The sequence below is a fragment of the Stenotrophomonas sp. SrG genome (assembly GCF_050031795.1).
Classification (GTDB): Bacteria; Pseudomonadota; Gammaproteobacteria; order Xanthomonadales; family Xanthomonadaceae; genus Stenotrophomonas; species Stenotrophomonas rhizophila_A.
The window spans coordinates 201,003-220,557 of record NZ_JBNBBE010000002.1 but is presented as its reverse complement, the minus strand read 5'-3'; the positions used below and the strand labels follow the sequence as shown (position 1 = coordinate 220,557).

Annotated in this window: 23 protein-coding genes; 11 read left to right on the top strand and 12 right to left on the bottom strand. The window is 65.5% G+C overall.

Going from position 1 to position 19,555, the window contains the following annotated elements; all coding sequences use genetic code 11:
* Positions 1-41: 41 nt before the first annotated feature.
* Positions 42-485 (bottom strand): DUF1801 domain-containing protein, encoded by a 444-nt coding sequence (locus tag ACQG3P_RS03000; protein ID WP_426804155.1) that lies wholly within the window; start codon positions 483-485, stop codon positions 42-44.
* Positions 486-522: 37 nt separating this feature from the next.
* On the bottom strand, positions 523-981 hold the full coding sequence (locus tag ACQG3P_RS02995) for a DUF1801 domain-containing protein (protein WP_217536748.1): 459 nt from the start codon (positions 979-981) through the stop codon (positions 523-525).
* A gap of 182 nt (positions 982-1,163) precedes the next feature.
* Between ACQG3P_RS02995 and ACQG3P_RS02990 the strand changes: the two genes are divergently transcribed.
* Positions 1,164-1,733 carry a TetR/AcrR family transcriptional regulator gene (locus ACQG3P_RS02990; RefSeq protein WP_068850026.1) on the top strand — a complete coding sequence of 190 codons (570 nt, stop codon included), beginning with the start codon at positions 1,164-1,166 and terminating at the stop codon, positions 1,731-1,733.
* A gap of 58 nt (positions 1,734-1,791) precedes the next feature.
* Positions 1,792-2,907, top strand: a complete 1,116-nt coding sequence (locus tag ACQG3P_RS02985; RefSeq protein WP_426804154.1) for an MBL fold metallo-hydrolase — start codon at positions 1,792-1,794, stop codon at positions 2,905-2,907.
* A gap of 45 nt (positions 2,908-2,952) precedes the next feature.
* On the opposite strand, the gene ACQG3P_RS02980 is transcribed toward ACQG3P_RS02985, so the two are convergent.
* Positions 2,953-3,558: a hypothetical protein gene (locus tag ACQG3P_RS02980; RefSeq protein ID WP_426804153.1), complete on the bottom strand. Its 606-nt coding sequence runs from the start codon at positions 3,556-3,558 to the stop codon at positions 2,953-2,955.
* A gap of 94 nt (positions 3,559-3,652) precedes the next feature.
* On the opposite strand from ACQG3P_RS02980, the gene ACQG3P_RS02975 reads away from it, so the two are divergent.
* Positions 3,653-4,090 (top strand): hypothetical protein, encoded by a 438-nt coding sequence (locus ACQG3P_RS02975; RefSeq protein ID WP_426804152.1) that lies wholly within the window; start codon positions 3,653-3,655, stop codon positions 4,088-4,090.
* A 272-nt stretch (positions 4,091-4,362) separates the two neighbouring features.
* On the opposite strand, the gene ACQG3P_RS02970 is transcribed toward ACQG3P_RS02975, so the two are convergent.
* Positions 4,363-5,364: a LacI family DNA-binding transcriptional regulator gene (locus ACQG3P_RS02970; protein ID WP_426804151.1), complete on the bottom strand. Its 1,002-nt coding sequence runs from the start codon at positions 5,362-5,364 to the stop codon at positions 4,363-4,365.
* Positions 5,365-5,460: 96 nt separating this feature from the next.
* Here ACQG3P_RS02970 and ACQG3P_RS02965 point away from each other — a divergent pair, with 96 nt between their 5' ends.
* The 5 genes from ACQG3P_RS02965 to ACQG3P_RS02945 are packed head-to-tail and all read left to right on the top strand — an operon-like array spanning position 5,461 to position 10,095.
* Positions 5,461-6,513 (top strand): sugar phosphate isomerase/epimerase family protein, encoded by a 1,053-nt coding sequence (locus ACQG3P_RS02965; RefSeq protein ID WP_426804150.1) that lies wholly within the window; start codon positions 5,461-5,463, stop codon positions 6,511-6,513.
* A 26-nt stretch (positions 6,514-6,539) separates the two neighbouring features.
* Positions 6,540-7,757, top strand: coding sequence for a nucleoside permease (locus tag ACQG3P_RS02960; protein WP_426804149.1), 1,218 nt, complete (start codon positions 6,540-6,542; stop codon positions 7,755-7,757).
* Positions 7,758-7,769: 12 nt separating this feature from the next.
* Positions 7,770-8,894: a Gfo/Idh/MocA family protein gene (locus ACQG3P_RS02955; RefSeq protein ID WP_426804148.1), complete on the top strand. Its 1,125-nt coding sequence runs from the start codon at positions 7,770-7,772 to the stop codon at positions 8,892-8,894.
* Between the two features lie 19 nt (positions 8,895-8,913).
* Entirely contained in the window at positions 8,914-9,780 is an 867-nt protein-coding gene (locus tag ACQG3P_RS02950) for a sugar phosphate isomerase/epimerase family protein (RefSeq protein ID WP_426804147.1), read from the top strand.
* A gap of 18 nt (positions 9,781-9,798) precedes the next feature.
* On the top strand, positions 9,799-10,095 hold the full coding sequence (locus tag ACQG3P_RS02945) for a c-type cytochrome (protein WP_426804146.1): 297 nt from the start codon (positions 9,799-9,801) through the stop codon (positions 10,093-10,095).
* A gap of 7 nt (positions 10,096-10,102) precedes the next feature.
* Here ACQG3P_RS02945 and ACQG3P_RS02940 read toward each other — a convergent pair whose 3' ends face one another.
* From ACQG3P_RS02940 to ACQG3P_RS02925, 4 genes are read right to left on the bottom strand one after another with little or no spacing between them, the layout of a single operon-like run.
* Positions 10,103-10,843 carry a 3-keto-disaccharide hydrolase gene (locus ACQG3P_RS02940; RefSeq protein ID WP_426804145.1) on the bottom strand — a complete coding sequence of 247 codons (741 nt, stop codon included), beginning with the start codon at positions 10,841-10,843 and terminating at the stop codon, positions 10,103-10,105.
* A gap of 11 nt (positions 10,844-10,854) precedes the next feature.
* On the bottom strand, positions 10,855-11,430 hold the full coding sequence (locus ACQG3P_RS02935; RefSeq protein ID WP_307107304.1) for a gluconate 2-dehydrogenase subunit 3 family protein: 576 nt from the start codon (positions 11,428-11,430) through the stop codon (positions 10,855-10,857).
* Positions 11,430-13,115: a GMC oxidoreductase gene (locus tag ACQG3P_RS02930; protein WP_210131721.1), complete on the bottom strand. Its 1,686-nt coding sequence runs from the start codon at positions 13,113-13,115 to the stop codon at positions 11,430-11,432. Before ACQG3P_RS02930 ends, ACQG3P_RS02935 begins: the two co-directional genes overlap by 1 nt.
* Before the next feature lie 31 nt (positions 13,116-13,146).
* Positions 13,147-14,043 carry a hydroxypyruvate isomerase family protein gene (locus tag ACQG3P_RS02925; protein ID WP_426804144.1) on the bottom strand — a complete coding sequence of 299 codons (897 nt, stop codon included), beginning with the start codon at positions 14,041-14,043 and terminating at the stop codon, positions 13,147-13,149.
* 375 nt (positions 14,044-14,418) lie between these two features.
* Between ACQG3P_RS02925 and ACQG3P_RS02920 the strand changes: the two genes are divergently transcribed.
* Positions 14,419-14,934, top strand: coding sequence for a hypothetical protein (locus tag ACQG3P_RS02920; RefSeq protein ID WP_426804143.1), 516 nt, complete (start codon positions 14,419-14,421; stop codon positions 14,932-14,934).
* A gap of 47 nt (positions 14,935-14,981) precedes the next feature.
* On the opposite strand, the gene ACQG3P_RS02915 is transcribed toward ACQG3P_RS02920, so the two are convergent.
* The 3 genes from ACQG3P_RS02915 to ACQG3P_RS02905 form a co-directional block, all read right to left on the bottom strand.
* A complete protein-coding gene (locus ACQG3P_RS02915; RefSeq protein WP_426804142.1) occupies positions 14,982-15,218 on the bottom strand; it encodes a helix-turn-helix domain-containing protein in 237 nt (78 codons plus the stop codon).
* 230 nt (positions 15,219-15,448) lie between these two features.
* Positions 15,449-16,015, bottom strand: a complete 567-nt coding sequence (locus tag ACQG3P_RS02910; protein WP_426804141.1) for a single-stranded DNA-binding protein — start codon at positions 16,013-16,015, stop codon at positions 15,449-15,451.
* Positions 16,016-16,274: 259 nt separating this feature from the next.
* The gene (locus ACQG3P_RS02905) at positions 16,275-16,778 is read right to left on the bottom strand and encodes a hypothetical protein (protein ID WP_426804140.1); all 504 of its coding nucleotides are present in this window, start codon (positions 16,776-16,778) and stop codon (positions 16,275-16,277) included.
* A 129-nt stretch (positions 16,779-16,907) separates the two neighbouring features.
* Here ACQG3P_RS02905 and ACQG3P_RS02900 point away from each other — a divergent pair, with 129 nt between their 5' ends.
* Complete coding sequence (locus ACQG3P_RS02900) at positions 16,908-17,396, top strand: hypothetical protein (protein ID WP_426804139.1); 489 nt, start codon at positions 16,908-16,910, stop codon at positions 17,394-17,396.
* A gap of 57 nt (positions 17,397-17,453) precedes the next feature.
* Entirely contained in the window at positions 17,454-18,488 is a 1,035-nt protein-coding gene (locus ACQG3P_RS02895) for a LacI family DNA-binding transcriptional regulator (protein WP_426804238.1), read from the top strand.
* Between the two features lie 5 nt (positions 18,489-18,493).
* On the opposite strand, the gene ACQG3P_RS02890 is transcribed toward ACQG3P_RS02895, so the two are convergent.
* On the bottom strand, positions 18,494-19,546 hold the full coding sequence (locus ACQG3P_RS02890) for a DUF5694 domain-containing protein (RefSeq protein ID WP_426804138.1): 1,053 nt from the start codon (positions 19,544-19,546) through the stop codon (positions 18,494-18,496).
* Positions 19,547-19,555 lie beyond the last annotated feature (9 nt).

Sequence of the window (19,555 nt, the reverse complement as noted above, 5' to 3'; positions counted from 1 at the left end):
CAGGTGCCACCGCGAGGTGATGGAATTCTGGGTTGCGCGGTTCAGCGAGAGGGGGATTTTTTCGCTTTTGCCTTGGCCGTATTGAAGGCCACCGCCGCCCGGATCAAGGCCTTCAACGCCGCCTCGTTGATCTTCTCGCCTTCATGCACGTCGATGGCTCGGCGGGTGTTGCCCTCCAGGCTGGAATTGAAAAGTCCCTTCGGATCGTCCAGTTTGGCCCCATGGGCGAAGGTCATCTTCACCGCGGCTTTGTAGGTTTCGCCGGTACAGAGGATGCCATCGTGCTCCCAGACCGGCACCCCGCGCCACTTCACGGTCTCCACCACGTCGGGATCGGCCTTGTGGATGATGCTGCGCAGCTGCGCCAGCGTTTTGCCGCGCCAGTCGTCCAGCGCGGCGATCTTTGCATCGATCTGCTGCGCGGCGTCATCCGGTGCCGCGGTGGAGGTGGAAATCGGCTTGCTGCGGGAGCTGGCACGTGGCATGACCGGGTCCTGATCAACGTTGAAAGAAGGGGATTGGTTACATCCTTTCGCCGGGAAGCCGGCTGGCCTGCTTCACCCAGCGGGTGAACTGTTTCGCATCCAGTGGAACGTCCTCGACAACGTGCAGGTAGCGCGTGTCCTGGCTTTTGGATGCCTCCGGCGGCACCGGGTCCAGCGCCTTGCCACGAAAGAACGCCACTTTGATGTAGCGCGCGTAGCAATGCATGCTCAGGAACCAGCCGTCATCGCCGGCGGCATACAGCGGCGAGTTCCATTTCACCGCCTTGCGCACGCCCGGCACCGCTGCCACGACCAGCGCATCGAGCTGCCGGGCCGCTTCGCGCTTCCAGTCGGGTATAGCCGCTATCCACGCCTGCACGGGGGCATCGCCCTCGCCCTTCGGAATCTGCGGATTGCCACCGGCCAGCAGGCGCGGCGTGCCGGTGGATGGGTCGGGAACTGCTTTGCGTCGGGTGGTCGCCACGTCGATGCCCATGCAGGTGCCTGACCGCCTTATAGACCGCCCTCCCATCAATTTCAACGCGCGCGTGCCGAGTCAGCAGCGTGCCGAGCACGGCGATGGGGCGAGCTGAACGGCCGCCCCATCCTGACCGGCAGCCCCTTGCATCCTTGCGTCCCGCGCCCTATAAATGAGTGATCACTCACTTATAGCCCGTCATGGCCCGCCCCCTCAGCGAAGCGAAACGAGATGCGATCCTGGCTGCTGCCGCCCAACTGGTGGCGGCACAGGGCGTGGGTGCGTCCACCGCGCAGATCGCCAAGGCAGCCAAGGTCGCCGAGGGCACGGTGTTCACTTACTTCGAGACCAAGGACGCGCTGCTCAATGCGCTGTTCGTGCGCCTGGAAGAGCGCTTGGCGCTGGCGGTTGGTGGGACCTTCCCGGCGAATGCCGAGGTCCGCGAACAGTTGCACCATGTATGGAACGCGCTGCTGGTCTGGGGTGCGGCGCATCCGATCGACCGCATGGCACTGCGCCAGTTGAAGGTGTCCGAACGCATCACCGACTGCACCCGCACCCACTGCGCGGGGCTGTTCGGCACCACGCTGCAGACCCTGGAAGCCAGCCTTGCCCGCCATATCGACCCGGAGCGCATTCCGTTCTACCTGGGCCGGGTGCTGATCAGCCTGCTGGAAACCACGCTGGAGGCCATGGCCGCCCAGCCCGAGCAACGCGACACCCTGCAGCAGGCCGGTTTTGACCTGTTCTGGAAGGGCATTCAACGTTGATTTTTTCGCCACCAATGAATGAGTGCCTGCGCACTCATCCACAAGACCAAGGAGACGCATGCGCATCCTGCCTGTACTCGCTGTCGCCTTCGCCCTCACCGTTCTGATCGGGATGACCTTTACCGTGCCTATCGCCTCTTACGACACTTCGCCGCAACGCGCCGATGACCAGTTCACCAACGTGGCCGCCAAACCGAAGGAGTCCTTCGGCGCCACGCTCAAGCTGTTCTGGGAGTTCATGTTCAACCGCCCGCCGGGCACCACCCCGCCCAAGGCGCCGCCGGTGCGCGCGCTTACCGCGCAGGCGCTGGCCGAAGCGCCGGACCGCAGCATGTACCGGCTGGGCCACTCCACCCTGCTGATCAAACTGCGCGGTGGCTGGTGGCTGACCGACCCGGTGTTCTCCGAGCGCGCCTCGCCCGTGCAGTGGATGGGCCCGAAGCGTTTCCACGCCCCGCCGATCGCGCTGCAGGACCTGCCGCCCATCCGTGGCGTGCTGCTCTCGCATGACCATTACGACCACCTGGACCGCGCGACCATCAAGTACCTCGCAACGCGTGCACAGGTGTTCCTGGCTCCGCTGGGCGTGGGCGACCGCCTGATCGACTGGGGCGTGCCGCAGGACCGCGTGGTGCAGTTGGACTGGTGGGAAGAAACCCAGGTCGATGGCGTGCGTTTCGCCGCCACCCCGGCCCAGCATTTTTCCGGCCGCGGGCTGCGCGATGGCAACCGCACGCTGTGGGCCTCGTGGGTGATCCTGGACGATGAGCTGCGCGTGTTCTTCAGTGGCGATACCGGCTATTTCAACGGCTTCAAGCGCATCGGCGAACGTTACGGGCCGTTCGATGTCGCCTTCGTTGAAACCGGTGCGTATGACGCCAAGTGGCCGTTCGTGCACATGCAGCCGGAACAGACCGTGCAGGCACACCAGGACCTGCGCGGCAAGTGGCTGGTGCCCATCCACAACGGCACCTTCGACCTGGCGATGCACCGCTGGGAAGAACCGTTCGAGCGGGTCAGCGCGCTGGCCGCGCAGCGGGGCATCGCGCTGTCCACGCCGGAAATGGGCGAACGCCTGGATCTTTCCGCGCCGCATGCCGGCACGCCGTGGTGGCGTGCACTGGCCGCGACGGAAAGCGAAGGCAGCGGCGTGGCGGCAGGCAGCACGCGCTGAGTGGAGCCTGCCCATCAACGGGCAGGCTGGCGATGACCCGGGGCATTACCGATCAACAGCGTCGGCGCGCTCCAGGGTCAGCTCGGTATGCTCGGCCGAGGTCTTTGCCAGCCAGCTGGCCCAGCCCAGCTCACGGGCCTTTGCCAGCTGCGGAAGGGCCCTCGCCGGCATCGGCGGCTCGCTGCCCAATGCCTCCACGCGCCGGCTCTGCCGGACCCAGTTGATGAAATCCGGGTTGTCCATGCTGTAGTCGCTGTCCCCATCACGCCGGATCGGCCGAAGCTGGTAGCCATTGCCATACACGGGACGGACCAGTACGTAGTAGCGCCGGCCGGCCTCCAGGTCGGCGTCCATGAAATGCACGCGCATGCCGTCGTTGGAGACGAACATCTTCCTGCCGGGGGCCGTGGAATACACCACCTTGTCTTTTCCACCGATGGCCGAGATGAAACGGTCACCCTCGGGGGTTACTTCACTCAACATGGTGTACATGCCGCCGAACAGCGAGGACGGGCGCAGGAAGATCAGCTGCGCCTTGTCGGGCTCCGGGAGAGCGACCGACTGCGTGGCACTCTTCTTGACGAAATCCCGGGCCCCGACGGGGGCAACGAACGCAAACAGCGAAAGCACGCACAAGACGAATCGCATCATGGTGGATTCCAGAGGTTGGCAGGAGGAACTGCGAACGAGGTACCCCAGCACAGGGGCGCGGTATCATCGCGCGTTCCCGCCATGGAGTCACCGCATGCCCAACCTTTCGACCCGCTGGACCGGCCGCGCGGCGGCGGTACTCCTGCTGCTGGCGCTGGGCCCGGTGGTGGCTGCCGCCGATGACACGACCGCCGCGCCCAGCGCCCGCGACCGCGCGGTGGCCGATGCGGACCAGATTGCCCGGCAGCTGCTCCAGGTGCGCGATGGCGAGAACGAACTGAACTGCGCCAAGGCCGTCAAGAACGCGCGGTACGGCGTGGAAACCATGCTGGAAGTGGGCGAAAAAAACGTCCGCGGCGGTTACCTCGAGCCGGAGCAGTTCAATGCCTCCGCGGCCCCATTGCGTGCGTTGCTGCCGCAGCTCACCACGGCCGACTGCGAAGCGGCCGACGGCAACAAGCGCGCCTTCTACCAATGCATGTCCAGCGACTACAACCACGTGCTGGCCTGCGGGAAAGCGCATCCTTACTGAGCCGCGTTGCGGATTGGAAGCCGCAGGTCAACCGCGCCAGCACCTAGCCTACGTACTACCCCGGCAGGCTGGCACTGCCCGACGCGGCATGCCTGCCGATGCTCAAATCGAGGAAGTGAGCGTGGAAGTGTTTCCGAAGAAACCGGCGTAGCCAAGGCGGCACGCACCGACCGTCGCAACGCGCGCCTGCCGAATCTCTCGGCGCCCCGTAGAGCCACGCCCTGCGTGGCTGCTCTCCGATCAGGCACCACGAAGCCACGCTGGGCGTGGCTCTACATCGGTGCTGCGGTCGAACCCCGCACCATCAAGCGGAACTCAAGCGTCTGCTGCAGCGGTACATCCACGCCTTCGATGATGGCGAGCAGCAGGTTGACCGCGCGCTCGCCGATCTCCCGCATGGGCTGGCGGACAGTAGTCAATGCAGGCGTGAGGTAGCTGGACGATGCCAGATCGTCGAACCCGACGATGGACAGCGCATCGGGCACGCGGATGCCCAGGTCTCGGCACGCCGCCAGCACACCCAGCGCCATCTGGTCGCTGAAGCAGAAGATCGCGCTCGGCACGGTCGCGCCCGCCAGCAGCGCCATGGCTGCCGCATGGCCGGATTCCACGGAGAAATCCCCCGGCACCACGCTCAGGTGGCGCAGGCGACCGCGTGCCTTGCTGGCGGCCCGCACCCCTTCGAGACGCTGCTGGTGCAGGGGATTGTCGGGCGGCCCGCCCACTACGGCGATCCGCTCGTGGCCCAGACCGTACAGGTGGTCCATCACCGCCCGCGCGGCGGCGGCGTTATCGATGTGCACGCTGGGGATGCCCAGTGCGGGATCGAACTCGCAGCCATTGACCACCGGCGCGTTGGTGCCCTGCTGCTGCACGATCGCGCGTGCGGTCGGCGGCAGGCGATGGCCCAGCACGATCATGCCGTCGGCTTCGTTGCGGCGGAGCATCTGCGCGTAGCGTTCTTCGCGCTCGGGTCGATGCTGGGTATCGCCGAGCAGCACGGCATACCCGACCGCCTGCGCCGCTTCCTCCGCGCCCTGCAGGATCTGGGCGAAGAAGGGATTGGCGATGTCCGGCACGGTCACCAGGATCTTGCCGCTGCGCTGGGTCTTGAGCGTCCGGGCCACCGTGTTGGGCACATAGCCCAGCGCGGCGGCGGCCTGCTCGATGCGCGTGCGCGTGGCCGGCAGGACTTTGTCCGGCCGCGAAAGCGCCCGCGACACCGTGCCTGCGGAAACGCCGACGTGCTTTGCGATGTCGTAGATGGTTGCCATGGATGTTGGGTTCTTCGTGTCGCTGTGCAGTGCACAACAGGTTTTGCGGAACGTCCTGCTAGGGTAATGCAATCGATTGCATCGGGGTGAATCACGTTGAAGACGCTCAAGGGTCCGGCGCTGTTCCTGGCACAGTTCATCGGCGACACACCGCCCTTCAACCGGCTGGACACGCTGGCCGGGTGGGCGGCCGGCCTGGGCTATTCTGGCGTACAGGTCCCCACCAGCGCGCCGCACCTGTTTGATCTGGCCGAGGCTGCACGCAGCCAAGCCTACTGCGACGATATCGCCGGCATGCTGGCCGGGCATGGCGTGCAGATCACCGAGCTGTCCACTCACCTGCAGGGGCAGCTGGTAGCCGTCCACCCCGCCTACGACAGCCTGTTCGACGGCTTCGCGCCAGCGGACAAGCGCGGCAATCCGGCCGCCCGCCAGGCCTGGGCCGTGGAGCAGCTGCTGATGGCCGCCAAGGCCAGCGAGCGACTGGGGCTGACCGCTCATGCCACCTTCTCCGGCGCGCTTGCCTGGCCTTATTTCTACCCTTGGCCGCAGCGCCCGCCGGGTCTGGTGGAAGAGGCCTTCGCCGAACTTGGCCGGCGCTGGCGCCCGATCCTCGATGCCTTCGACGCCTGCGGCGTGGACCTGTGCTTTGAGATCCACCCGGGCGAGGACCTGCACGACGGCGCGACCTTCGAGCGCTTCCTCGACGTGGTGGACCACCATCCCCGCGCGAAGATGCTGTACGACCCGAGCCACCTGCTGCTGCAGCACATCGACTACCTGGGCTTCATCGACCGCTACCATCCGCGCATCGGCATCTTCCACGTCAAGGACGCGGAGTTCCGCGCCAGTGCGAGCAGTGGCGTGTATGGCGGCTACCAGGACTGGATCGATCGTCCGGGGCGGTTCCGTTCGCTCGGGGACGGCCAGATCGACGTCAAGGCGATCTTTTCCAAGTTCGCGCAGTACGATTTCCCGGGCTGGGCGGTGCTGGAGTGGGAGTGCTGCCTGAAGCACCCGGAAGACGGCGCACGTGAGGGCGCCGCCATCATCCGCGACCACATCATCCGCGTGACCGAGCGTTCCTTCGACGACTTTGCCGACAGCGGTGCGGATCCTGCATCGCTGCGCCGCATGCTGGGTATCTGAGCCATAACCGCCTGGGAGGGCAAGCCATGAGGCACGCCATGTCGCGCTTGGGCGCGATGATGTTTCTGCAGTTCTTTATCTGGGGCGCATGGTTCGTGACCCTGGGCACGTACCTGGTGCAGGGCCCGCTCCAGGCCAGCGCCAGCCAGGTGGCCACGGCCTTCCTCAGCCAGTCCATCAGCGCCATCGTGGCGCCGTTCCTGGTCGGGCTGATCGCGGACCGCTACTTCGCGGCGCAGCGCATTCTCGGGGTCCTGCACCTGGCCGGTGCGGTGCTGATGTGGCTGGCGTCCACGGCGACGGACTTCAACACGTTCTTCGGCTTCGTGATGGGCTACATGCTGCTGTTCATGCCGACGCTGGCGCTGGCCAACAGCGTGGCGATGCGGCACATGCAGTCGCCGGAGAAGCAGTTCCCGCCCGTGCGCGTGGCCGGCAGCGTCGGCTGGATCGTGGCCGGCGTGCTGATCGGCTGGCTGGGCTGGGAACAGGCGCATACGCTTGAACTGACCTTCCGGATGGCGGCGATGGCATCGCTGGCGTTGGGCCTGTATGCGTTCACCCTGCCGCACACGCCGCCGCTGGCGCAGCAGCGCGACGCTGGGCTGGGCCAGGTGCTGGGGCTGGATTCGCTGCGGCTGCTGAAGTCGCGCTCCTACCTGGTGTTCTTCCTGGCCTCCATCGCCATCTGCATTCCGCTGGCGTTCTACTACAACTTCACCAACCCCTATCTCAACGACCTGGGCGTGCGCGGCGCGGCCGGGCTGCAATCGCTGGGCCAGGTGTCCGAAGTGTTGCTGATGCTGGCCATGCCGTTCCTGTTCGTGCGGCTGGGGGTCAAGACCATGCTGGCGGTGGGCATGGCGGCGTGGGTGGTGCGCTACGTGATGTTCGCCTTCGGCGATGCGGGCGGCGGCTTCTCCCTGCTGGTGATCGGCATCGTGCTGCACGGCATCTGTTACGACTTCTTCTTCGTTACCGGCCAGATCTACACCGATGCGCATGCCGGCCCCGCCGCGCGCAGCAGCGCGCAGGGCTTCATCACCCTGGCCACCTACGGCGTGGGCATGTTGATCGGCACGTTCCTGTCCGGCGCGGTGGTGGAACACTACACCACGGCGGCGGGCCCGGACTGGCAGCGGATCTGGCTGTTCCCGACCGGCGTGGCGCTGGTGGTGCTGGTCGCCTTCCTGTTGTTGTTCCGCGACCGGCCGGCGCTTGCCGCCGCGCCCAGCACGCACTGAGGAGCCGACACGATGCGCAAGCTTGGAATCGCCATTGTGGGCACCGGCATGATCGCCGCCGTGCATCGTCGCGCGGCGCTGCTGGCCGGTGCCGAGGTCCGCGGCGTGGTCGCCTCATCGCCGCAGCGCGCAGAGGAAGTGGCGCGCTCATGGAATGTTCCGCGCGGCTATCGTGACATCGAAGAGGTGGTCGCCGATCCGCAGGTACAGGTGGTGCACGTGTGCACGCCCAACCACCTGCACCGCGCCATGGCGCAGGCGGCACTGGAAGCCGGCAAGCACGTGATCTGCGAGAAACCGCTGGCCACCACGCTGGAAGACGCCCAGGCCCTGGCGGCATTGGCTGCCTCGACCGGGCTGGTCGCCACGGTGCCGTTCGTCTACCGCTACCACCCGGTGGTGCGCGAGGCACGCGCGCGCATCGCGCAGGGCGAGCTGGGGCCGCTGCACCTGATCCACGGCAGCTACCTGCAGGATTGGCTGCTGGACCCGGCCAGCAACAACTGGCGCGTGGACCCGGCGCTGGGCGGCGCCTCACGCGTGTTCGCCGACATCGGCTCGCACTGGTGCGACCTGGTGGAATGGGTCAGCGGCGAGCGCTTCGTTGATGTCAGCGCCGCGTTCGCCACCGTGGTGGCCGAGCGGGGTGCGGTGGGCGGGCAGAGCTTCACCACGCCAGCGGCGGGCGGCGCGATGCAGGCGGTAACCAGTGAGGACGTGGCGGCGGCGATGTTCAAGACCGGCGCAGGCACGCTCGCCTCGTTGACGGTCAGCCAGGTCTCGGCGGGCCGCCACAACCGCCTCTGGTTCGAGATCGACGGCGCCACGGCCAGCGTGGCGTTCAACCAGGAAGACCCGGAGCGGCTGTGGATCGGCCGGCCCGACCAGCGCGAAGAAACCTTCGTGCGCGGCCCTGGCGCCGGCAGTGCCGAACAACGCCGGCTGGCGGTGCTGCCACCCGGCCACGCGCAGGGCTATGCCCAGTGCTTCGAGGCGTTCGTCGCCGACACCTATCACGCCATCGACGGCGAGCGGCCGCAGGGCCTGCCTACCTTCGAGGACGGCCTGCGTTCGGCGCTGATCGTCGACCGCGTCATTGCGTCGGCCAGGTCGCGCGCCTGGACCGCCATCGGTTGAACTCCACGAGGATTTCTTGATGAAGACTGCTGCACGCCGGACCACCACCCTCGCATTGCTGCTGCTCGCCGCCCTGCCCGCCTTCGCCGGGGACGCGGCCGGTCCACAGCAGCCCATCGCGGTGCAGATGTACACGCTGCGCAACGCCGGCACGCTCGACCAGCAGTTGAAGATCGTGCACGACGCGGGCGTGGGCGCGGTGGAAACGGTCGGCACCCAGAACGTCAGTGCCGCCGAACTCAAGCAGCTGCTGGACCGCTATTCGATCAGGGCGATTTCCTCCCACGTGCAGCTGGCCGATCTGCGCAAGGACCTGGTTGGCGTGGTGGCCTTCAACCGCGCGATCGGCAACACCACGCTGGTGGTGCCGTACCTGGACAAGAAGGATCGGCCGACCGATGCCGCCGGCTGGACCGCCCTGGGCCAGGAGCTGGGCCGGATCGCGGCGCAGGTGAAAGCCCAGGGCATGCACCTGGCCTACCACAACCATGACTTCGAGCTGGTCGACTTCGGCGGCAAGACCGGCCTGGAACTGCTGTTCGCCGCAGCCGGCCCCGACCTGCAGACCGAGCTGGACCTGGCCTGGGTGGCGCGTGCCGGCCATGACCCGGTGGTGATGCTGGGCAAGTTCCGCGGCCACGTGTTCGCGGTGCACGCCAAGGACAATGCCCCCAAGGGCCAGGCCGAAGACGAGGGCGGCTTTGCCGCCGTCGGCCAGGGCGTGCTGGACTGGAACGCGATCCTGCCTGCCGCCGCCGCTGCCGGGGTGCAGTGGTACATCGTCGAACACGACCAGCCGCGCGATCCGGCCACCGTCATCAAGACCGGCGCAGACTACCTGCGCCGCCACCTCACCGCCCGCCTGCCCGCCAGCGCACAGCGCTAGCCAGCCAAGGAGCCCTGCTTGAAAACGATCCTGACAATGGCCGTGGTTCTGTGTGGAGCCACGTTTGCAACTGCCGCGTGGTCCAAGGACGATCCCGCCGCCGGCGCGCAGCTCTACGCGACGCACTGCATTGCCTGCCACGGTGCGAACCGGGCCGGCGTTCCGCCGACATTCCCCGCGCTCACCGATGTCGCCAAGCGGCTGGACGCGGCTCAGATCAAGGACAAGATCAAGAAGGGCGGCGGCTTGATGCCGCCCTTCTCCCAACTCTCCGAACAGGACATCGGCAACCTCGCCAGCTACCTGGCGAAGTAGCTTCCCACTACAGCTTCCGCACCCAGATGTTGCGGTAGCTGACCTTGGAATCGTGCTCCTGCAGGTACAGCGGCGCGCATCCATGCGGTGCATACGAGGGCGCGCCGATGTACTCGGTCTTGCCCGACAGCACGGTGTCGTCCTGTACCAGCACGCCGTTGTGCAGCACGGTGATGCGCGCCGGTGACGTGAGTCCACCGCCCGGCGAGAAGCGCGGCGCCTTCCAGATGATGTCGTAGGCCTGCCATTCGCCCGGCTTGCGCGAGGCGTTCACCAGCGGCATGGCCTGCTTGTAGAGCGAGCCGGCCTGGCCGTTTGCATAGGTGGGGTTGTTGTAACTGTCGAGCACCTGCAGCTCATACAGTTCCTGCAGAAAGACGCCGCTGTTGCCGCGATGCTGGCCGTCGAAGCCTTTGGTCGCAGTGGGCGCGCGCCACTCGACGTGCAGCTGGATGTCGCAGAAATCCTGTCTGGTGCGAATGCCCTTGCTGCCCGGCACCACGGTCAGCGCGCCGTTGGCAACGCTCCAGGGCACGGGTCCGCCCGTCTCCGACTCCCACGCGGAGACATCCTTGCCGTTGAACAGCACGATCGCATCGGACGGCGCGGCGTTCATGGGGGTGGCCACGGTCGCGGGCACCGGCTTCCACACCTCGGTCCTGGTCGGATCGCGCGCGGGGTCATCGGCCTGCGCGAATGCAGGCGTTGCAGCCAGCACGCAGACGGCCATCAGCAGGGGCTTGCTCATCGGGTTCCTCATCAGCTGGTGCCCCACGCGGGGGTACCGGGGACATAGGCCAGGTCGCCGTCGTAGCGACCCGGCACGGCGACGTACTGCAGCGTTTCGGTTGCCCCCACCTTCGAGGTGAAGAAACCGAAGATGGCCAGCTGCTTAATCATCGTGAAGTAGTGCGGCGTCGCTTCACCGCCTTCGGCGGTACCGGTCTCGCTCACCTCGGTGGCGCGTTTCCGGGCCTGCGCATCCAGCGTGCGCAGCAACTCGGTGCGGGCCTGCGGTGCGAGCGCCACGAAGCGTCCACCTGCACGTTTGTCGATGTCGGCCAGGCCGGCATGGAATGCCGCCTGCTGCTGGGCGGTGTAGCAGTCGGTGACGAACCGCGCCATGAACGCACCCGCGCCGGCGTCCTTGGCCCCCGGCGTCTTCGTGCGCGGCAGGATGGTTTCTGCGATCTCGTCCAGCGTGGCGATATCGGCGGCGGAGAAGGCGGTCTTCGCCCCCGCCACCGGCGCCTGGCCACTGGCGAGCGCGGGCAGGCCGACCAGGGCTGCGCCCGTGGCGGCGACGATCATCTTCAACAGGTCGCGACGTTCCATTACAGGTTCCCCGCTTTCAGCTCACGCACCGCATGGTCGGCCGCGCGTGCGGTCAGGGCCATGTAGGTCAGCGAGGGATTCACGCAGGCGCTGGAGGTCATGCAGGCACCGTCGGTCACGTACACGTTGGGCGCATCCCAGACCTGGTTGTGCTGGTTCAGCACGGAGTTCTTCCGGTCACGGCCCATGCGTGCGGTGCCCATTTCGTGGATGCCCTTGCCCGGCGCGTAGTCGTTGTCGTGCATCTCCACGTCCTTGACCCCGGCGGCCTCCAGCATCTCGGCGGCATCGGCGGCCATGTCCTTGCGCATGGCCTTCTCGTTCGCGCGCATGGAAACGTCCATCGCCAACACCGGCAGCCCCCACTTGTCCTTGCGGTCAGGGTCGAGGCGGATCGTGTTGTCGTGGTGCGGCAGCATTTCGCCGAAGCCGGTCATGCCGATGCGCCAGTCGCCCGGCACGGTCAGCGCCTCCTTCAGGTCGGCGCCGATGTTGAGTTCGGCGATCTCGCGCGACCAGCCGTTGCGGCTGGCGCCGCCCTGGTAGCCGAACCCGCGCGTGTAGCCGCGCCTGTCGCCGCCCACGTTGCGGAAACGCGGAATGTAGAAGCCACAGGGGCGCCGGCCGAAGTAGTACTTGTCATCGTACCCTTCGACCCGGCCGGAGGCACCGGCGCCGAAATGATGGTCCATCACGTTGTGGCCCAGCTCGCCGGACGACGAGCCCAGCCCGCCTTCCCACACGTCGGTGGCCGAGTTCATCAGCAGCCAGGTCGAGTTGAAGGAGGAGGCGTTGAGGAAGATCACCTTGGCTGTGTACGTGTAGGTCTGCCCGGTCTCGGCATCGATCACCTCCACGCCGCGTGCGCGCTTGCGGTCCTTGTCGTAGAGCACTTCCTTGACGATCGAGAACGGTCGCAGGGTGAGGTTGCCGGTCTTCATGGCCGCAGGCAGCGTTGCCGACTGGGTCGAGAAGTAGGCGCCGAACGGACAGCCCAGGATGCACTTGTTGCGGTACTGGCAGTTGACGCGGCCCTGCTCGGGCTTGGGCTGGGTGATGTTGGCGGTGCGCGAATGGATCATGTGCCGGGTGCCACCGAAGGCCTGCTTGATTCGCGCGGCCACGTCCTTCTCGACGATGTTCAGCGGGACCGGCGGCAGGAATTCGCCGTCCGGCAATACGTCCAGCCCTTCGCGCGTACCGGCGATGCCGGCGAACTTCTCCACGTGGTCGTACCAGGGCGCGATGTCGGCGTAACGGATCGGCCAATCGGTGGCGATGCCATCCTTCAGGTTTGCCTGGAAATCCAGGTCCGACAAACGATAGCTCTGCCGCCCCCACATCAACGAGCGTCCGCCGACGTGATACCCACGGAACCAGTCGAAGCGCTTGGTCTCGATGTAGGGCGAGTCCTGTTCGTCGGCCCACATTCCTTCAAGGTTCTCGGCCAGCGCGTAGTCGCGCATCAGTACCGGAAACGCAGCCTTCATCGCCTGGGTTGGCCGGTTGCGGTGCGGGAAGTCCCACGGTTCCTTCATCGCATTAACGTAGTCCTTCACGTGCTCGATGTTGCGCCCGCGTTCCAGCATGAGGACCTTGAGGCCTTTCTCGGTCAGTTCCTTCGCCGCCCAACCGCCACTGATGCCGGAGCCGACGACGATTGCGTCGTAATGATTGTCTGCCATGGGTTCTACTTCACCTGGGTGGATATCAATTTCAGACGTCGCAGAGGCGGATCGCCTCGCGCAGCGAACCGATGGGATCGGGTGCCGCAGGCATGAACTCCTGCGCCAGATACCCATCGAAACCGGTGTCGCGGATCGCGCGACAGATGGCGGGATACTGGAGCTCCTGCTGGTCTCCGATCTCGTGCCGGCCCGGCACGCCCGCGGTGTGGTAATGCTTGAAATGCGCGTGATGCCGGCCGATGGTGGCGATGATGTCGCCCTCCATGATCTGCATGTGGTAGATGTCGTACAGCAGGCCGAAGTGATCCGAGCCGAGCCGTTGGCACAGTTCGACGCCCCATGCGGAGTGATCGCACAGGTAGTCCGGGTGATCGACCCGGGAGTTCAGCAGCTCCATCACCAGCACCACGCCGCGCTTCTCGGCATGCCCGAGGATGCGCTTGAGTCCGGCTTCGGCATTGGCCATTCCCTCCTGCGGGTCCATGCCGTTGCGGTTGCCGGAAAAACAGATGAGATTGCGATAGCCGGCATCGGCGACCAGGTCGATGTGCCGGGTGTAGCGTTCCACCAATTGGTCGTGGAACTCGCGGCCGGCAAAGCCCTTGGTCAGGCCCAGCTCCGCGCCGTTGCACATCGAGCTGTACACCCCATGGGACTTCAGCGTGGGCCAGTCCTCCGGCCCCACCAGGTCGATGGCGGCGAACCCGATGCCCTTTACCGTCTGGCAGAGCTGGGCCACCGACAACTGGGGGAAGGTCCAGCGGGCGACCGAATGCTTCAGGTTGCCCTTGAGCGGCGCGGTGGCGGCCATCGCGGGCGTCACGGTTACGGTTGCCAGGCCAACGCTTCCGGCGACCGCAATGCGCAGCGCATCGCGCCGAGTAAGGCGCGCGCCTTGGATCGATCCAATCGAATGGTCGGGCATCCGCTTTCCGGCCTCCCAACCGGTATCAAACGCAACTATTCACCGCAATGCAATCGATTGCACCATAGAGGAGTAGTTCGTTTTTTTGCAAGACGCACTGCACGAAAATTAATGCTGCACGGCACAACGTCAAATACCGCACGTTGCTCATTTACCCTTCCGCTGAGATGGGGGTTTGGAGCCGGTCGAGTCCTACCGGGATGAGGACCGTGCAAAAAAATCAGGCGATACAGCAGACACGGCGGGAATGATGGGTTCAGCGCTGTGCGCCTGAAGCTGGCTGATCGCCGGCAAGTTTTCCAAGGTCATCCTCGCCATCTGTTACCAGAAGAAAGCGGACCCGCCCACGTCGATCACCTACGGGAAAGTAAGCGCATGACCATCAGAACCTACACACTGGCGCTGGCTCTTCTGACAATGTTCGTTTGTGCTGACGCTTCGGAAGCTGGGGATACGAGCTCACCGGTAAGTGCCGCCTACAAGTGCGGGAGCGAAGGGGGCATGACCGTCATCGCAGCGACAGTCGATTTCTCCACGTCCGCACCGGGACCGGACAAAGACGGCTATCAGCGCGCGCGAACAGGCGGGCAGACCTTCCGATGCGAGGGTGGGCCAAGCGTTTCGGTCGTGGTGTTGCCACCGCAGGCAACCGGAGAATGCGGCGCTGATGGACGGGTGGTCATCACCGACATCACACCTCCCGGTGGGCGCAAGGGCACCGAGCTGATCGAGTTCAACAGACGGTGTTTCTTCAATGATTACATTACGACAATACGCATTTTCAAGCAGGATTCGCACTACTCGATAGAGCGTTGTTCGGAGACGAACAGTTTCAACAAACAGGCATTCGTCGGTTGCACGACCGCGCCCATCGCTCCTGAAAGAACGTAATCACTTCCGGCCCGAAATGCACGAAGCCCCAGTGATAACTCATGCATTCAGTGACCGATCAAAACATCCAGCCCTTCCCGAGCCATGCGGAACTTGATGGCCTCAATCGGATCGGGGGCCTCGAGGCGGAAATGGGTGCTTTCGTAGTTGGCGACCAGTATCAGCAGGACTTCAAACAGATCACCTTGCTCGGTACCCGGCTCAGGCAGGGCATCGAACCAGGCGGCAAGCTTCTGCTTGGCCTCGTGATAGTCGTGCTCGGAATGGAGAGGTCGAATGTTCATCAGGATTGGTCCACCTTGGCGGCGTCGATCTTGTCGTACTCTGCGTGAGTACCTACTCCTAGTCCCATCTTGGAACCTTGTCAATCATGCTGCCCGCCGCTGGTGTCGGCTGGCGGATGCATGACATTTAGGGGACGCATGACACGCGTGGCGTGTCACTACGTAGTGGCAGGGAAAGCAAAAGGCCCGCTATCGGCGGGCCTTTTGGTCGTGCAGGAAACAACCTGCGCTTAGAACGGAATGTCGTCGTCCGCGAAGTCGTCCATCGGCGGAGCCGACTGCTGCGGCTGCTGCTGCGGGCGCTGCTGCTGGCCGTAGCCACCACCGCCACCACCGCGCTGACCGCCGCCACCACCACCGCCGTATTCCTGGCGCGGGGCCTGCTGGCGCTGCGGACGCTCGCCGCCGCCGTAATTGCCACCACCACCACCACCGCCGCCGCCGCCACCGCCGCCGCCTTCACCGCGGCCGCCCAGCATCTGCATTTCGTCGGCGATGATGTCGGTGGAGTACTTCTCCACGCCATCCTGGCCGGTGTACTTGTCGTAGCGAAGGCTGCCTTCAACGTAGACCGAGCTGCCCTTGCGCAGGTATTCGCCGGCAATTTCGCCAAGCTTGCCGAAGAACACCACGCGGTGCCATTCGGTGCGCTCCTGCTGGTTGCCATCCTTGTCCTTGCGGACGCTGGTGGTGGCCAGGCTGATGCGGGTGATCGCCATGCCGCCTTGGGTGTACTTCACGTCCGGGTCGTTGCCGAGGTTGCCGACCAGGATGACTTTATTGATGCCGCGCGCCATAGGGTTTGCTCTTCCGTTGTCCGAGGGCAGGCCCGACAGATATCACACTCTGTTCGGTGCCGATACGGGGGCTGCCCTGCGTGTGATCTGGGTAGGATTGCAGAACGGCGCATTCTACCATCCCTGCTCGCTCCGCCCCTGTCAGGATCGCCCCCGCTGGAGGTCGGATTCCTGCCAAACCCTTGTCAGGATTGGGCCTGCACCCAGTTGCGCCGCCGGCTGAGGCAACCTCGGAGGGGGGTCCAGCCGGTCCCCGGGCTTACCGCGTGCCTGGATTCCCTTCAGGCATCACGATCAGCAGAGGGACGGGAGAAACAGGTGTCCACGCGCCGTCCGGCGCTTCATCGCTGCGATAGCCGACGGGGAGACGCAAGGCGACCCTGTAGCCCGCTCCTGGCGCGAGGCGATAGCTCTTGTCCAGCGCGACTTCCACGCTGAACGTGCCACCAGCAGGCAGGGGGAGAAGAGTTGGGACGGCTGGCAACCTGTCCATGAGGATTCCGACGTACTCGGCTTCAGCTCCATCCGGCAGCGTCACCACGAAGAAATCGTCCAACAGCATTCCGCGCGCATTCGGCTGCGGAAGAGAGGGACCCCACACCACTGAAGCCCGGTCACCCACATTGACAAGTTTCAGTTCGATCGACGCTCCGCGCCCACCGCTCACCGGGAGGATCTCGGCCTGCAGGCGGGCGCCGGCGACTGCATCGGCGCTGCACCCCAATGCGACCACCAGCAGCGTTACCCTGATCGGCAGATTCATGCCATCTCCCTTGTTCGTCCGTGAGCACCGATGAACCAATTACCACGAACCCCACCGCGCGCCAACAGGCAGGAAATCTACGTCAGTACCGATGTGGAGGCCGATGGCCCCATTCCCGGGCCGCATTCCATGCTGAGCTTCGGGTCGGCGGCATATCTGGCCGACAAGACCCTGCTCACGACCTTTTCGGCCAATATGGACACCCTCCCGGAGGCGCAGGGCCATCCCGAGACCATGGCGTGGTGGGCGACTCAACCGGTGGCGTGGGCGGCCTGCCGGCGCGATTGCGAGGCGCCGGAGGCGGCGATGCACCGCTACGTCGCGTGGCTGAAGGCGTTGCCGGGCAAGCCGGTGTTCGTGGGGTATCCGGCCGGGTACGACTTCCTGTTCGTGTACTGGTACCTGATGCGGTTTGCCGGGGAGAGCCCGTTTTCGCATTCAGCGCTGGATATCAAGACCTTTGCCATGGCGATGCTGAAGAAGGACTACCGCAGCGTCACCAAGCGGAGCATGCCCAAGCGCTGGTTCGACCGGCTGCCGCATACCCACGTGGCGCTGGATGATGCGATTGAACAGGGTGCGCTGTTCTGCAACATGCTGGCCGAAAACCGGGGGTAAAACCACGGTCCCACGTCCCGTGGCATCATGGCTTCCGTCGTCCCAGCCCTGCCCTTCATGACCATCCGCGGCAAAGCCACTTCCCTGGATATCGCCCACCTGGCCGGGGTTTCCCAGCCCACGGTGTCGCGGGCGCTGCGTGGCAGCCCGATGGTGAACCAGGAAACCCGCGAGCGGATCCTTAAGATCGCCCGGGAGCTGAACTACAAGGTGGACAAGAACGCCTCCAGCCTGCGCCTTCGCAATGCCGGCACGCTGGCGCTGCTGTTCTTCGAGGATCCCACCAACGACGATTCCCTGATCAACCCGTTCTTCCACGCCATGCTGGGCTCGATCACCCGCGCCTGCGCGCTGCGCGGCTACGACCTGCTGGTGTCGTTCCAGCAGCTGTCCACCGACTGGCAGGCCGATTACGAAGACAGCAACAAGGCTGATGGCATCATCCTGCTCGGCTATGGTGACTACCACGAGTCACGCGAGCGGCTGCAGCGGCTGGTGGAACAAGGCACCCATTTCGTGCGCTGGGGTGCAGCCCTGCCGGACCAACCCGGGGTGTCGATCGGCTGCGATAACTTCCAGGGCGGCTTCGACATCACCACCCACCTGCTTGACCAGGGCTGCCGGCGCATCGCCTTTGTTGGCCATGCGTCCAGCCACTACCCCGAGTTCGAGGAACGTTACCGCGGCTATGTGGCCGCGATGACCGAACGCGGCGTGCCGGTGGACACGGCATTGCAGTTCGATGCGATCACGACCGAGCTTTCCGGCTACGACGCCTGCCAGGCGCTGCTGGCCGATGGACAGGCCATCGATGCGGTGTTCGCGGCCAGCGACCTGATCGCCATCGGCGCGATGCGGGCATTGCGTGAGCATGGCCTGCGTATTCCGCAGGATGTGGCGCTGGCCGGGTTCGACGATATTCCGCTGGCAGCGTCGGTATCACCCACCCTGTCCACTGTGCAGCAGGACACCAAGCAGGCCGGCCAGCTGCTGGTGGAACGCCTGCTCGCGCTGATCCAGGGCGAGCCGGTGGAAAGCCAGACCATTCCGGTGAAGCTGGTGCTGCGGGAATCGTCGCTGGCCGGGCGCTGAGCCTGTTACCGGAGCACCTGCTCCGCATCCACGATGTCCACTCCCTGCATCTGGCCCAGCCACTGGTCGAACCACGGCTTGTGCGAGGCACCGACCACCGACAGCACGCGCACGCCCGGGCGTTCGCGGAACGTCTGCTGGATGTTGGCCACCATGCGCAGGTTGCGGATCTCCCAGCCGCTGACCCATATCTGCGGGTAATGCTCGGCTGATGTTGCACGCAGGGTGGCGCCGACGTTGACATCGGTCAGTACATTGAGCCGTTCGGGCGCATTGATGAAGCGGTACAGCGGCAGCAGGTCGCGCGCTTTCGCCAGCCTGTCCTCGATGGCGGTGTTCTTGTCCAGCTCTACCTTGCCAGCGTTCCACGCCTGTTCCAGCGAGGTGCCGAACGCCTTGGGATCCTTGACCTGGATGTTGTCGCCGGTGTGGTCGTCGATGGCGTACACGCGCGGCAGGCCCAGTCGCGCGGCCAGCTGCGCGGCGATCAGGTAGCTCTCGTTCTGGCGGGTGCCGATGGTGTTCAGCAGGGCAACCAGCGCGGCATCCAATCCATCGCCAGCGCGGCGCTCCGCCGGTGGCAGCTGCAGCCATTGGGTGTAGGCCGAGGCCCGTTCGTTGGCGGCCAGCATCCATGCGGCCAACTGGCGGCGCTGGGCTGGCGTGGGTGCCTTCGGCCACGTGTCGAGGGCGGCGTTGATCTTCTCAATCGCGGCCGGGATCTGCAGGCCGGTGGCCGTGCGCGCCACGTCGGTGCTGGCGCAGTAGTCCGTTCCATAGACGCTGGCATGGCGCTCGGCAAGATCGCACTGCTCACCGCTGATGGCTTCCACGGTGATGATGTCCGGCTTGTAGACGGCCAACTTGTCCAGCAGGGGACCGAGGGCACCGGGCTGGATGCCGCCTTCCACCTCGCTCAGGTGCACACTGCCCAGCACCAGCACCTGGGTGCGCGGGCCGGTCATTTCCCGGTCGAGCGTCGCCAGATCGACCGGCGCGGCGGCCAGCGATGGAAAGGCGGAAACCAACAGCGTTGCGATCCATAACCTGCGTTGCATGCCACTACC

What these genes read in the sequence shown, in the direction of transcription:
- ACQG3P_RS03000 (WP_426804155.1), bottom strand. Translation starts at nt 485, where the DNA reads ATGCCACGTGCCAGCTCCCGCAGCAAGCCGATTTCCACCTCCACCGCG.
- ACQG3P_RS02995 (WP_217536748.1), bottom strand. Translation starts at nt 981, where the DNA reads ATGGGCATCGACGTGGCGACCACCCGACGCAAAGCAGTTCCCGACCCA.
- ACQG3P_RS02990 (WP_068850026.1), top strand. Translation starts at nt 1,164, where the DNA reads ATGGCCCGCCCCCTCAGCGAAGCGAAACGAGATGCGATCCTGGCTGCT.
- ACQG3P_RS02985 (WP_426804154.1), top strand. Translation starts at nt 1,792, where the DNA reads ATGCGCATCCTGCCTGTACTCGCTGTCGCCTTCGCCCTCACCGTTCTG.
- ACQG3P_RS02980 (WP_426804153.1), bottom strand. Translation starts at nt 3,558, where the DNA reads ATGATGCGATTCGTCTTGTGCGTGCTTTCGCTGTTTGCGTTCGTTGCC.
- ACQG3P_RS02975 (WP_426804152.1), top strand. Translation starts at nt 3,653, where the DNA reads ATGCCCAACCTTTCGACCCGCTGGACCGGCCGCGCGGCGGCGGTACTC.
- ACQG3P_RS02970 (WP_426804151.1), bottom strand. Translation starts at nt 5,364, where the DNA reads ATGGCAACCATCTACGACATCGCAAAGCACGTCGGCGTTTCCGCAGGC.
- ACQG3P_RS02960 (WP_426804149.1), top strand. Translation starts at nt 6,540, where the DNA reads ATGAGGCACGCCATGTCGCGCTTGGGCGCGATGATGTTTCTGCAGTTC.
- ACQG3P_RS02955 (WP_426804148.1), top strand. Translation starts at nt 7,770, where the DNA reads ATGCGCAAGCTTGGAATCGCCATTGTGGGCACCGGCATGATCGCCGCC.
- ACQG3P_RS02950 (WP_426804147.1), top strand. Translation starts at nt 8,914, where the DNA reads ATGAAGACTGCTGCACGCCGGACCACCACCCTCGCATTGCTGCTGCTC.
- ACQG3P_RS02940 (WP_426804145.1), bottom strand. Translation starts at nt 10,843, where the DNA reads ATGAGCAAGCCCCTGCTGATGGCCGTCTGCGTGCTGGCTGCAACGCCT.
- ACQG3P_RS02935 (WP_307107304.1), bottom strand. Translation starts at nt 11,430, where the DNA reads ATGGAACGTCGCGACCTGTTGAAGATGATCGTCGCCGCCACGGGCGCA.
- ACQG3P_RS02930 (WP_210131721.1), bottom strand. Translation starts at nt 13,115, where the DNA reads ATGGCAGACAATCATTACGACGCAATCGTCGTCGGCTCCGGCATCAGT.
- ACQG3P_RS02925 (WP_426804144.1), bottom strand. Translation starts at nt 14,043, where the DNA reads ATGCCCGACCATTCGATTGGATCGATCCAAGGCGCGCGCCTTACTCGG.
- ACQG3P_RS02920 (WP_426804143.1), top strand. Translation starts at nt 14,419, where the DNA reads ATGACCATCAGAACCTACACACTGGCGCTGGCTCTTCTGACAATGTTC.
- ACQG3P_RS02915 (WP_426804142.1), bottom strand. Translation starts at nt 15,218, where the DNA reads ATGAACATTCGACCTCTCCATTCCGAGCACGACTATCACGAGGCCAAG.
- ACQG3P_RS02910 (WP_426804141.1), bottom strand. Translation starts at nt 16,015, where the DNA reads ATGGCGCGCGGCATCAATAAAGTCATCCTGGTCGGCAACCTCGGCAAC.
- ACQG3P_RS02905 (WP_426804140.1), bottom strand. Translation starts at nt 16,778, where the DNA reads ATGAATCTGCCGATCAGGGTAACGCTGCTGGTGGTCGCATTGGGGTGC.
- ACQG3P_RS02900 (WP_426804139.1), top strand. Translation starts at nt 16,908, where the DNA reads ATGCTGAGCTTCGGGTCGGCGGCATATCTGGCCGACAAGACCCTGCTC.
- ACQG3P_RS02895 (WP_426804238.1), top strand. Translation starts at nt 17,454, where the DNA reads ATGACCATCCGCGGCAAAGCCACTTCCCTGGATATCGCCCACCTGGCC.
- ACQG3P_RS02890 (WP_426804138.1), bottom strand. Translation starts at nt 19,546, where the DNA reads ATGCAACGCAGGTTATGGATCGCAACGCTGTTGGTTTCCGCCTTTCCA.